At 42.4% G+C, this 12,168-nt stretch carries 11 protein-coding genes; 10 read left to right on the forward strand and 1 reads right to left on the reverse strand.

The window, feature by feature from the left end:
* The first annotated feature begins 53 nt into the window (after positions 1-53).
* The 9 genes from EXT47_RS22250 (at position 54) to EXT47_RS22295 (ending at position 10,256) form a co-directional block, all read left to right on the forward strand.
* Positions 54-794, forward strand: coding sequence for an energy transducer TonB (locus EXT47_RS22250; RefSeq protein WP_130127616.1), 741 nt, complete (start codon positions 54-56; stop codon positions 792-794).
* Between the two features lie 14 nt (positions 795-808).
* Positions 809-1,312 carry a MotA/TolQ/ExbB proton channel family protein gene (locus tag EXT47_RS22255; RefSeq protein WP_045963679.1) on the forward strand — a complete coding sequence of 168 codons (504 nt, stop codon included), beginning with the start codon at positions 809-811 and terminating at the stop codon, positions 1,310-1,312.
* Positions 1,305-1,709 carry a biopolymer transporter ExbD gene (locus EXT47_RS22260; protein ID WP_130127617.1) on the forward strand — a complete coding sequence of 135 codons (405 nt, stop codon included), beginning with the start codon at positions 1,305-1,307 and terminating at the stop codon, positions 1,707-1,709. Before EXT47_RS22255 ends, EXT47_RS22260 begins: the two co-directional genes overlap by 8 nt.
* A 154-nt stretch (positions 1,710-1,863) precedes the next feature.
* Complete coding sequence (locus tag EXT47_RS22265; RefSeq protein WP_130127618.1) at positions 1,864-3,981, forward strand: TonB-dependent receptor; 2,118 nt, start codon at positions 1,864-1,866, stop codon at positions 3,979-3,981.
* A 9-nt stretch (positions 3,982-3,990) separates the two neighbouring features.
* Positions 3,991-5,058 carry a hemin-degrading factor gene (locus tag EXT47_RS22270; RefSeq protein WP_039496465.1) on the forward strand — a complete coding sequence of 356 codons (1,068 nt, stop codon included), beginning with the start codon at positions 3,991-3,993 and terminating at the stop codon, positions 5,056-5,058.
* 78 nt (positions 5,059-5,136) lie between these two features.
* Positions 5,137-5,598 carry an NUDIX hydrolase gene (locus EXT47_RS22275; RefSeq protein WP_010370051.1) on the forward strand — a complete coding sequence of 154 codons (462 nt, stop codon included), beginning with the start codon at positions 5,137-5,139 and terminating at the stop codon, positions 5,596-5,598.
* 511 nt (positions 5,599-6,109) lie between these two features.
* Positions 6,110-6,535 (forward strand): HipA domain-containing protein, encoded by a 426-nt coding sequence (locus tag EXT47_RS22285; RefSeq protein ID WP_319016981.1) that lies wholly within the window; start codon positions 6,110-6,112, stop codon positions 6,533-6,535.
* A 325-nt stretch (positions 6,536-6,860) separates the two neighbouring features.
* Complete coding sequence (locus EXT47_RS22290; protein WP_039496466.1) at positions 6,861-8,972, forward strand: TonB-dependent siderophore receptor; 2,112 nt, start codon at positions 6,861-6,863, stop codon at positions 8,970-8,972.
* Positions 8,973-9,089: 117 nt separating this feature from the next.
* Complete coding sequence (locus tag EXT47_RS22295; protein WP_130127619.1) at positions 9,090-10,256, forward strand: DUF1624 domain-containing protein; 1,167 nt, start codon at positions 9,090-9,092, stop codon at positions 10,254-10,256.
* A gap of 230 nt (positions 10,257-10,486) precedes the next feature.
* Here EXT47_RS22295 and EXT47_RS22300 read toward each other — a convergent pair whose 3' ends face one another.
* Positions 10,487-10,903, reverse strand: coding sequence for a GFA family protein (locus EXT47_RS22300; protein WP_039496468.1), 417 nt, complete (start codon positions 10,901-10,903; stop codon positions 10,487-10,489).
* Positions 10,904-11,257: 354 nt separating this feature from the next.
* On the opposite strand from EXT47_RS22300, the gene EXT47_RS22305 reads away from it, so the two are divergent.
* Entirely contained in the window at positions 11,258-11,839 is a 582-nt protein-coding gene (locus EXT47_RS22305) for a TetR/AcrR family transcriptional regulator (protein ID WP_130127620.1), read from the forward strand.
* The last annotated feature ends 329 nt before the right edge of the window (positions 11,840-12,168 follow it).

The raw sequence follows: 12,168 nt of genomic DNA on the forward strand, positions 1-12,168 counted from the left end.
AACTTGTTAGTATTTATTGCGAATAGTAACAGTTATCATTTGCTTTTATCAATATGAAATTAATTATCTGCATCACTGTCTCCGCTTTGCTGCATGGTTTGTGGTGGTTATTTCCTACAAGCTCTGCGCTGGTGTGGCACTCAGGCGTTGCTGCAAATGAAGTGAGTAAAGTCACCAAGCCACTCATGATTTCGTTTGCGGCACAACCTTCCCAAGAGCCGCCTCAAAAAGTGGTAGCAGAGCAAGCGCCATCTGATTTTAATGGCACCACGCACTTACTTAAAAAACCACAGAAGCAAGAACAGAAAGCCAATCCTGTACCTAAACCTAAGCAACAGGCCAATGAACGGCCACAACCTAAAAAGCTTAATAAAGCCATAGTGCCTGAGAATAAAAAAACTATTGAAGCAACGGAGCCTACCTCAACACGAGAAAATACGTCGCAGCAAGAAGTGACGCAAATGGCCTCAGCGAGGCATCTCAGTGAAGCAAATAGTACTGATGACTCTCCTGTTAAATTAGATGCTTTACCTTTATTCAAAGCACCAAGACCTGCGCTTAGCTACCCACTGCGTGCCAAGCGAAGAGGGCTTGAAGGCGTGACAATTTTTGAAATTGAGCTGGATCAAAAAGGTGAGATTGTGAATTTAACTTTGGTTAAAAGTAGCGGTCATCAATCTTTGGACATTGCGGCTCGCAAGAACGTTGAGCAATGGCAGTTTCATCCAGTTTTTCGTGACGGTAATGCGGTAAAAGCCTTGTTTACCGTACCCATTAAATTTTCCCTTTCTTAGAGAGTATTACTACGATGCAGTCTTGGTTTTCCCAACTTGGCCCAATGCAATGGCCATTTTTATGTTTGTCGGTTATTGCGCTTGCGGTGATCATAGAGCGGCTTTGGGTGCTCAGCCGCGCTTGGTTTACCGTTCTTGAAATCAAGCGTAAACCCCATTTTTTTCGTAGCAAAGCAGTCGGCGCTTTGCGGTTACAAGGGTATGTTTTTGAGTGGCGTAAGCGGTTAGTGATCTTAAGCATTATCGGCACGCTAAGCCCATTAATGGGACTCTTTGGCACTGTCTGGGGGCTGGTATTAATGTTTAAAACCATTGCCGAAACTCAGCAAGCGGTGACACCCGCGTTATTAGCGGATGGATTATGGGAAGCCATGTACTCAACCATGGCGGGACTGGCGATAGCCATGCCATGTCTACTTATTTATGGCGTTTTGCAAGCGATGGTTGAGCGGTTTCAAAGCGAGCTTGTGCTTTATATGAATACTCAATTTACCTTGGTGGAGGCAGATAATGCTTGAGCTGCCAACACCCAAACCTCAGCACCTAGGCGCTGATTTAACCGCGTTACTCGATGTACTTTTTATCGTCCTTGTATTTCTGCTGCTTAGTGTGGCCGTGAAACTCAACGTCTTAGAGGTCAACTTACCAACAGCGGGAAAAAATGGCGAGGTTGTGCTGGAGAAAACACCTAAGATTGTGAGTGTCATGTTCAATCATGATCAAATAGCCTATGCCTTAGACGAGCAGCCGTTTAGCGCGGAAAACACGCTGATACAAGCGCTTGGTCATTTAGACAAGTCAGAGGTGATTTATATTGCCGTGGATAAACAAGTACCCAGTGAAGCACTGATATCACTTTTTGCACAGCTTAGTACACTCGAGATTCAAGTAGCGAACTTAATTGTTAAAGGCTAATAAAAATAATTACCATTTAGATTGGTGTGTGTTATATTGCGCCGCGACAATCGCATTTCATCTTGGATGAGCCTGTTTAGATAAGACAGGACTAGGGAAGATCAGGGGCAAAGTTGAAGTGCGTGTAAAAAATAACGACACTCGGAGTATTCTTATGCGTTTATCTAAATTAACCCTTTTCATCGTGCTTGCCACTTCTGCCACCTGGGTACAAGCCGCCTCTTCTACCAATGAGGATGTAGATCAGTCGACAGTGGTAAAAACAGACTTAGATGCAGTGACTGTAACGGCAACACGTACCGCAAAAACTGCATTGCAATCGGCACAAGCAGTGAATGTTATTTCGTCGGAGCAAATAGAGCGCAAATTAGATAGCAGTGTATTTGAGACCTTAGATACCATTCCTAATGTTTCTGCCAGTGGTGGACCAAGATCGACAGGACATAAATTCAATATTCGTGGCTTTAGTGACGCGGAAGACGTGATGGTGACGATTGATGGCATGCTGCAAACTTTTGAAAAATATCGCATGGGTAGCCTGTTCACTGATCCTGAATTATATCGCTCGATAAGCATTAAACGAGGCACGAGTACCGTACTTCATGGCGGTGGTGCACTCGGTGGTGTTGTTCAGTTTGAGCTAAAAGACGCCGCTGATTTTTTACAGGATGGTGAAGTCGCTGGCGCTAAAATTAAACTTGGTTATGATAGCAACAACGCTCAGAAGAATGCCTCAGTGATCGCTTTTGCAAGACCGAATGATTCACTCGACTTGCTTGCTGGTGTGGTAAAGCGCGACAGTGATGATTGGGAACTTTCTAACGATGAAACTTTAGATAACTCGGCAATCGAAAACAGTTCTGTTCTGTTAAAAGGCGAATATTTCTTAAGTGATGATGCCATTGTGGGGGCAAGTTACACCGAGACCACAGATAATCAGCGAACCGAGTTTAATACAACAGATCCGGGCGCATGGGGGACGGTGTACCGTGAGGTAGAGCAGTCCGTTACTAATCTGAGTTATGAACTAAACCCTGCAAATAATCCCTACCTGAACCTCAGCGCTAAGGCCGGTTATACCAGCAGTCAAGTGGCTGAATCTGATGGTGTCGGCATGCTTGAGGACTACATCGGTATTGAATCAAACTATGAATACAACATCACCACTCTGGATGTAATGAATACCAGCGTATTGGACTCACATACTTTGACCTATGGTGTGCAATATACCGACAAAGAGCGTATTGGTGAAAAGACAGCATTACCATGCTTAAAACTTAACTACGAGACCTATGCTTGTGAGCAATACGGTCCGACTCCAACCACCGCTGAGATGACATCCCAACCGGGTGGTACGCAAAAGCGCTCCGGTGTGTATATCCAAGATGAATTTACTTGGCAGCAACTTACTGTGATCGCAGGGCTTCGCTATGAACGCTATAGCACCTCACCAACAGCTAAATTTCAACAGGCGTTTGCAGCATTAGATAGTAAAGTGACACACAGTGATTGGGCGGGTGCTTTGAGTGTAAATTACCAACTGACACCACAGTGGGCTGTGTTTGCAAACCGCCAAGAAGGTTTCCGTGCGCCACTCATTGACGAGCTGTACGATCAATACGGTGGCAGACAGCCAGGATTAGCGTTAGACGTAGAATATAGCAATAACACCGAAGTTGGCGTGACCTATCAGGCAAATAACATACTCACTGACAATGACACATTAACTGCGCGTTTTATCTACTTTGATATCTCGGTAGACGATGAAATCACGTCGGTCACCAGTAATGTGACCAACCCCGTACCTGCACCACGTTATGCTAATCGCGCTAGCAATGATAGAGATGGCATTGAGCTGGAAGTAAACTTTGCAACACCACGCTTTTACAGCAACTTTTCTTACAGTGACATAGACGGCAAAGATCAAGATAACAAGCCTTTATGGTATTTGCCTGCAGACAAAATGGCTTTAGATTTAGGTGCCTCGTTATTTGATCAAGCCGTTCAAGTTGGTACGCAAATAGTCAGGCGTGGCGATCGTGATGTGCAGGTGATGGACAGTGCAACAAGGCAATACTCAACGCAAACACAAAAAAGCTACACCCTGACTGATTTATATGCGAGTTGGGATATTAATGCTGCCTTTAATCTAAGAGTTGCTGTCGATAATGTTTTTAACAAAGAATACAAACTGATGGCTGGTACCGGTGGTGGAATAGGCGATTACGGTTTTGGCCGCAACATTAAAACCCAGATCAGCTGGCGTTTTTAAGGAGAGATCATGAAGCAATTAATTCAAGACTATAAAACCTTGTTAGCGGGTGAACCAAGGACACGGCCCGTTGATGCTGCAATGCAACTGGGCGTGAGTGAGGCCGAATTATTGAATGCCCAACTTGAAGAAGCGGTGACTGCCACAGTAACGCGCTTAGATGAAACGCAGCTTGCCGATATCCTCAAGAGCCTGAAAAAGCTCGGTAAAGTGATGGCGTTGACGCGTAACGGCAGCGTGGTCAATGAAATTAAAGGGTTATACGAAAAGCTCTATGTTTCAGACAATAATGGCAAACTAAGTGGTATAGCGATTAATCCTAGTGGTATCGACTTACGGCTATTTTTGTATCGTTGGCAAAGCGTATTTTTAGTTGAAACTGAAAGTCATACGAGCTTGCAGTTTTTTGATGAAAATGGCCGTGCGGTACATAAGGTTTATACCACGGCTGAGTCGGACTTTAATGAACTGGTGAATATTAAAGCGCGCTATCAACTAACATCACAGCGCTCTTTTAGCGTGAAGCCATTTGAACTTGTGGAGCCTGTAATTACCTCGCCTAGCGCTGAGCAATTAGATAACTTTAGGAGTCAGTGGAGTGAGCTTGAGGATGTGCACCATTTTCCAAAGCTTTTAGAGACATACAACCTTGAACGCTTGCAGGCCCTTGAGCTCGTCGGCTCACCATGGAGCTTTGAGCTACAGAGCTTTGAACTTGCTGATATATTTCAACAAGCAAAAACGTTTAAGCAAGAGATTATGGTATTCGTTGGCAACCCAGGTGCGGTACAGATCTTCTCTGGGAAGGTTGAAAACCTCAAGCAAGTTGGCCCTTGGTTTAACGTCTTAGATCCTGAGTTTAACCTGCATATAAAAGCAGACGATTTGACCCGCGCATTCGTGGTCAGAAAACCCACGGATAACGGCAATACGGTGGTTACCTCTATTGAGTTTTTTGATGCCAATCGCGAAACGGTATTAACGCTATTTGGCCGCCGCATTGAAGGCAAAAAGCAAACTAGCGAGTGGCAAGCCCTCTGTGAGCGATTGATCCACAAAGGACAGGTTGCGGCGTGATAAGTTTACCCTGTTAGTAGCAAAGCCCTGTTCATAGGGCTTTTTTCATTTTTACTCGCTAGGTACTAGGAAGACATAATGAAAGAAAGACAATGTGCAAGACTAATTATCGTCAATGAAAAGCAAGAGTTACTGCTATTTCAGTATCAGGATGAACATCACCATGAAGCTTTCTGGGCAACGCCTGGTGGCGAATTACAAGGCAACGAGACTTACCTAGATGCCGCTGCTAGAGAGCTCTATGAAGAAACAGGGTTGGAGCAAGAAATAGGCCCCGTAGTGAAAGAGCGTGAAGCTATTTATGCAGTTGCTCGCTCCATCCCTGCGGTTTGGCAAGAAAAGTACTATCTTATTCGATGCTCAAGTAACGACGAGGTCTTTGCGGCACGTTGGACTGAAGAAGAAAAAGATACAATTCAACAATGGCAGTGGTGGAGCCTTAACGCAATGACGCAGGTAAATCCAGCGCAATTTAAGCCTGAGTGGTTGCCACAACTGCTTCGAGAGCTAACCGATAAAAAACCTGAAAAACTATCTTAATTCGCTTTTTTAAAATGTTTTAACCAAGAGGTGGGTTAAAGTATTTGTATTGCTTAAGTCATTACGTGAATAGGTTTTAACGCGAACAAATAACGGTGGAGGTCACTGTTAACTTTTGTTAATGCTCTAGAGTTCTATTGTCTTTTTCTCAATAGTTGGCACATTGGGAAACATGCCTCACTACCTCTTTTTCTATATCCGAAGGATGTCAGTCTTGCTTTAGTTTCTGCTATCATAATGGCAAAAAAATCATCTTATGATATGCAGATGGAACTCAAAGAGTTTATCAAATCCGCTCGGAAAAAAAGATAAACTCAGTGTTCAGAAGATGGCCGATCTCTCTGGTGTGCCTTATGCTACGATCCGAAAGTTTGAGTCATCTGGTAACATCTCATTGCGGCAGTTTCTTATGCTTTATGAGACTGTCGGTGACTTGAAAAAAGTGAAAGAGCTGACAAAGTTATCTGAGCCTGAATATAAAACTATAGAGGATGTGCTTCGACATGCTTAAATCAGCCTAGTTAAAGTTACGCGTATCATGTGCAGTGTTACTGAGTTTCAAAAGCTTATTAAGCGCTACATTTTTAATTACCTAACGGTTAACCAAGATGATCACAGTAAGAATTTTAGCTTTCTTGCCAGTGACACCGATAACTGGACACTATCGCCTTTCTACGACATTGTTTATAGCCCCAGCCCTTACAAAGAGCATATGACGGCATTTGGCGGGAATGGCCGAACGCCAAAGCGCGCGCTAGACCAGTTAGCAGCTCAGTCTGGGTTATCTTCAAAGAAAGCGATTATGGTGATGGTTGAAGAAATCTTCGAAATAACTCGCTCGTTTCGCAATCAAGCCAAAAATTTAGGTTTGTCACATACCCTGATCAAGGAGATTGATAAGGATATAGTCGAAAAGTTTACTATTTTGACAGGGTAATGTGGCCCGAGAAAACTGTAATTTTTTAACCTATCCGACTAAATTAACGTATAAAGTTCATGTGTACTGGAGAATAAATACTCAGTACGAGTATGAATATGCAAAACTACTAGGCACTTATAGCGTTAATATCCCTCGTTAATCACACCGCTCAGAGCTAATTCAGATAAGTACAGCTCAGCTTCAGAAGCAAACAATCTCAAACAAGAGAGCTTTCGACCAAATACACAAAAAAAGCGCCGATTGACAATTTATCAAATAACAACAATACGGCATAGTATGTTATATTGTATCAAATTTTGCATTCCAGAAAATAGAGATACCAGTGAACAAAAAATTACTACTCTCCCTCATTTTGGTGGCTAATGGCACCACTGCGCAAGAATCAGCTTCAAATCATAGCCCAAGTGGGGAAATCGAACGTATAGAGATTAAACAGGTTCGGCAGCCCTATCGTGGTAATGTACCTTTAGTTCAAACGCCTCAAGCAGTCGATACCATTAGTTCAGAACTGCTTGAAAGCGAAAGTATTACTCGCTTTATGGAAGCGTTAGAACTCACACCGAGTGTTGTTAGGCAAAATAACTCTGGAGGCATGTTTGATAGCTTTGCTATCCGTGGTTTCTCGGGCGATGAAAATAATCCATCAGGCTATCTTGTCAATGGCTTTAATTCTCGAGGCTACAACGGCAATAGAAGTACAGCCAATATCGAAAGCATTGAAGTCATGAAAGGTCCAGGCTCTGCGTTATATGGGCAAGGGGAGCCCGGTGGCACTATCAATATCATTACCAAAAAGCCTCAGTTCGAAGAGCAAGGTTATATTCAAGCAACGTTTGGTAATTACAGTAAAAAACAGTTTGAATTTGATTACACAAACTCAGCTACCAAAGAAACTGCTTATCGACTAAATGGCGCATATGAAGATTCAGACACACATAGAAGCCATGTTTCAATCAAGAGCGTGCACTTATCGCCGTCGATACTGTGGAATATTTCTGATGACACGAGTCTGAGCTATGAAATGGAAGTACTCGATCAGAAAAAGCCGTTGGATAGAGGTGTGTATATTCTAAATAATGACTTTGATGACGTTAACACGGACGCTTTTTACGGTGATATTCGTGATGGTGCGCACCAAGTTGAAGCCCTAGGTCATCAGTTAGTGTTAAACCATAGGTTAAGCGATGATTGGCACATACTCACTGGGTTTGCTTATCGAGATTCTTCATTTAAAGGTGTATCTTCAGATACCGAATTATCGGATGGTCGACAGCTGATATACACAGACGCGAGCCTACTTTCTCGTCAAAGACGTGCTCGAGACTACGAAGCTTTGGATGTTTCTGCGCGTATTGAACTCAGTGGTGAAATTGAATTTGGCAGTGTAAAGCACAACATTCTAGTGGGCGTTGATCACTATAATTTTGACATTGATACTGACTATAAAGTATGGCGTACGGCATGGGGGTCGGGTGATACCACCTATAGCATTAACCCAAAGAACCCAGACTACACGCAAACACAACCAGAGCCTGTATTAAAAACGTTGACCGAAGAAAGCCAAAAAGGTCTAGGTATTTATGCCCAAAACTTGATCGAATTGACCGAAAACTCGAAAGTATTAGTGGGTGTCCGTGTTGATAAATTTGAGCAAGACATTCTTAACCTTCGTAGTGATGAAGCGCAAAGCCAAGAGCAAACCGAGTTTACGCCACGCTTGGGTTTTATTTATAACGCGAATGACAAAGTTAATCTGTACACAAGTTACGCAGAAGGGTTTAGGCCAAACCCAGGTTTAGATTCTAATCGTAATGCGTTTGAACCAGAAGAAACTAAATCTTTTGAGATTGGCGCTAAATGGCAAGGTGTTGCGGATCGTTTCTCGGGTAGCATTGCACTTTTTGATGCGCAAAAAACCAATATGCTTACCGCTGAACCTGACACAGGCCTATCGGCAACCTTGGGCGAAGTAGAAAGCCAAGGTATTGAATTTCAATTAACGACTGAGTTAACCGACGAGACTGTACTCGCGCTTGCTTATACTTATACCGACGCAAAAACCGCAAATGATGTGATTAATGCAGACTGGGGCGTGCCTATTTCCAAGGGCTCACGTTTGATCAATATTGCAGATCAAATTGGTCATGTTTCACTAAAGCATTACACCACTTTTTTAGGAAAAGAATCCTATCTTGGGGCAACCGTGAATTATGTGGGTGATCGTCTGGGCGAAACAACAGACGCAAACTTCATTTTGCCATCCTATACGCTAGTTAATTTATCGGCCTCGGTCGAATTAAATGACAAGGTAAGTGTGAAACTGGACATCAACAACCTGTTTGATAAGACTTATTTTGAAAACTCCTATCACAAACTATGGACCATGCCGGGATCACCTACAACATACAGCGCAAGTGTGAAGTATCAGTTTTGATCCCTAATACGAGCGTAAAGTCTTAGCATATTCTAAGTCATCAGCTTGTCGAAAGAGTAACAGTCTGAGTCATTTTACTTGGGCTGTTTTTTCGTTTTTAACACGAGAAAGAATGTAATGAATAATCTTCAAAACAGTAAAACACGGTTGTCTTCTATCGATATACTGCGTGGCATCGTGATGTTATTTATGTTGGTTGACCATGTGAGAGAGCGGTTTTTCTTGCATGTACCAGTTCTTGATCCAATGGACATTCATACCACGAGTCCAGATCTGTATTTTACTCGTTTAAGCGCCCATTTTTGTGCGCCTATTTTTGTCTTTTTGACAGGTTTATCGGCTTGGTTGTATGAAAACCCCGCAAACGGTGCGAAGCGGTCGGCCCAATCATTTCTTTTAAAGCGTGGCCTATTTTTAATTTTACTTGAAATGACACTGGTTAATTTTTCTTGGTTTGGCGCGTATCAAACACTGTACTTACAAGTTATTTGGGCGATTGGTGTGAGTATGGTGGTATTGGCACTGATGGTCGCTTTACCCCGCAGCGTGATAGCAATATTGGGTGTAAGTATTGTCGCTGGTCATAATTTATTGTCGCCCATCGAGTTTGCACCGAATGAAATAGGTTATACCGTTTGGACGATTCTGCATGACCGAGGTTATTTAGTCGCAGATGCTGTTGTTAACGTAAAAGCGTCTTATCCGGTTTTACCTTGGATTGGCGTTATCTTGTGTGGCTATGCGGTAGGGCCTTTATTTTCAGGCTCAGTGTCATCGCAAGCACGTAAAACCATTTTATTGCAAAGTGGGACAGCTCTGTTAGCGGGTTTAGTGATTTTAAGAGGGTTAAATCTATACGGAGAAACACTTGATTGGTCTCAACAGGCAACAACACTTCTTACCACGATGGACTTTTTTAACTTTACTAAATATCCGCCGTCTCTCGATTTTATTTTACTTACCTTGGGAGTTGGTGCATTCGTGTTAGCGTTTTTAGAGACTAATGCGCTCAGAGTATTGGAGCCGGTTCGAGTGTTAGGGTCAGCGCCAATGTTTTTCTACATTACGCACCTATACGCGCTACTTGTCCTTAGTATATTGGCACAATGGCTATTTGGTACGAATCAGCACTATGGTAGCAGTCAAACTGCATATTTTGGCTTTTATCATGTTTGGCAGATATGGCTATTCGCAATGTTTTTAAGCGTGCTTTTATACCCATTATGTAAATGGTTTGCAGGTTATAAACGAAAAACATCAGCGCGATGGGTAAAGTATTTTTAAATATTTAAATACTGTTTAAGTTGTTGTTTTTATATAAACGAAGTGGGTGGCAGACAGAGCCAATAAGCGAATAGCAGACACCCATCATAATATAGATGCGAATTGTGGTGGGTGCCTGTGTTCAATAGAGCTATTTTTCCGTTGATGGAACTAATGCTGCTATAAACGGCGGCCAACTTGTTGGCCGTCCAGTGCTGCAGTTGCATGAGCTTGATAGCCTTATGAGGCTGTTAGACCCTCATTCCTGGTGGAAGAATGTCAAATTTTGGTACATCGTTCGGGAATATTGCCCATGCTGGAGCTGAAGATACGTAGATTGACATTTTGGGGGTGTACTTGTTGTCTTTTAGTGATGTTGCAGATACCGAATAAAAATTACCTACAGTTATTTCTGCACATAAAACAGTGCTGCAAGTACCACAAAATTGATAATTTACGTCTTTACCAGAATTACCAACACGTGTGTAGGCTAATGGTGCCCCCTTTGTAAATTTAAAATTATCTTTAGACACCCAAAGACCAAACCATTTGTCTGAGCCTGTAAGGGCTTGGCACGCTTTGCAATAGCAAAAAAGTGAATTTATTGGTTTGTTAACAAAGCTAAACTCAATGTCACCGCAACTACAATTTCCAATATGCTTTTCCATGTTACCTCCGAACTGATTGATGCCTAACGTAGTATGAGAAGTTAAATATTCATATTTAACCTGAGCTTCGGATAATTAAAGCCTTTCTAGCAGCCAGTTTTAGCGCTAACTGCGTAAATTCGCCTTGCCTACAAGGGTGTAGGTACCAGCGCGATAGCAGGACGCGAGCGCGGAGTTATCCCCAAAACGCTCTGACTAGATGAAGAAACAATTTAATGTGACTTTAAAAATAGAGTTAGCTCATTTCTTATCTAAACCTCAGGTTATTTAGTTTCTGCCAAAGATGAGGTTTCATCCTAGGGTGTTTTTTATATATGATAAAGAACATATATAAACGTATAAAAACTAATACCAATGCCCTATACAGAGAAACACAAAAATTCTACCCGCGAAAGAATCCTTGAAAGTTCTTTCAGGCTATTTGCAATGAAAGGCTTTGAAGGTGTTACGATTGACGGTTTGATGAACAATTGCGGGCTCACCCGAGGTGCTTTTTATGCGCATTTCAAAAGTAAAGCTGAGCTTTACAGTGAAGCATTAAAATTTAGAGCGAGCAGTACTAAACTAGCCAACCTTAAGCCGGAGGGGATATCCAACAAACAGTGGTTGTCTCTGTTGCTAAATACATATTTAAGCTTGGAGCATGTAAAGGGAGATCGCACTTTGTCTTGTCCGTTAGCGTTCCTGGCTACAGATATCAATATGCAGGATAAGGCAACAAAAGCAGCTTATGCCGATGTTTATTACGGGATGAATACCGCAATTATGAATTATGCGAGTAGTTATTGCGACTGTGACGAACAAGATATTTTTTCGGTAACCGCAATGATGATTGGCGCAGTCGCTATAGCTAGAACACTTCAGAGCCAAGATTCGATAGAAAGTTTATTGGCCGCATGCCGACGAGAAGCGGGTTTAAAGTTGGGCGGAATATAATGTCATCTAGGTAAACGTCAGGCGGGATCGGGTCTGTGTAGGCCACATTTTTGTTGCCTGAGCGTATTTGAGCGGTTTGTTATGTGTGGATTAACCATGCAGAGAACAAGAAACAGACTAAAGAGATAAGAAAGCCAACAAACGGAATTTTGAACCAGTATTTTTTTGCCAATATTAAATATGATGCACTTACAACTACGGGTAGCAATGAAAACCAAAGAGAGTTTTCGATAACTTCAAAATTATTGATTGCCAAAGGAATATAAATAGCTGCCAACAACATAGCCCCAGGCTGTGACTAGCATTAAAGCCTATCCAAGCTCGCCAAA

Source organism: Pseudoalteromonas sp. CO342X, assembly GCF_004208915.1.
GTDB classification, from domain to species: domain Bacteria; phylum Pseudomonadota; class Gammaproteobacteria; order Enterobacterales; family Alteromonadaceae; genus Pseudoalteromonas; species Pseudoalteromonas maricaloris.

Excerpts from the sequence above, each read along its gene's own strand:
- EXT47_RS22250 (WP_130127616.1), top strand. The coding sequence starts at position 54 with ATGAAATTAATTATCTGCATCACTGTCTCCGCTTTGCTGCATGGTTTG.
- EXT47_RS22255 (WP_045963679.1), top strand. The coding sequence starts at position 809 with ATGCAGTCTTGGTTTTCCCAACTTGGCCCAATGCAATGGCCATTTTTA.
- EXT47_RS22260 (WP_130127617.1), top strand. The coding sequence starts at position 1,305 with ATGCTTGAGCTGCCAACACCCAAACCTCAGCACCTAGGCGCTGATTTA.
- EXT47_RS22265 (WP_130127618.1), top strand. The coding sequence starts at position 1,864 with ATGCGTTTATCTAAATTAACCCTTTTCATCGTGCTTGCCACTTCTGCC.
- EXT47_RS22270 (WP_039496465.1), top strand. The coding sequence starts at position 3,991 with ATGAAGCAATTAATTCAAGACTATAAAACCTTGTTAGCGGGTGAACCA.
- EXT47_RS22275 (WP_010370051.1), top strand. The coding sequence starts at position 5,137 with ATGAAAGAAAGACAATGTGCAAGACTAATTATCGTCAATGAAAAGCAA.
- EXT47_RS22295 (WP_130127619.1), top strand. The coding sequence starts at position 9,090 with ATGAATAATCTTCAAAACAGTAAAACACGGTTGTCTTCTATCGATATA.
- EXT47_RS22300 (WP_039496468.1), bottom strand. The coding sequence starts at position 10,903 with ATGGAAAAGCATATTGGAAATTGTAGTTGCGGTGACATTGAGTTTAGC.
- EXT47_RS22305 (WP_130127620.1), top strand. The coding sequence starts at position 11,258 with ATGCCCTATACAGAGAAACACAAAAATTCTACCCGCGAAAGAATCCTT.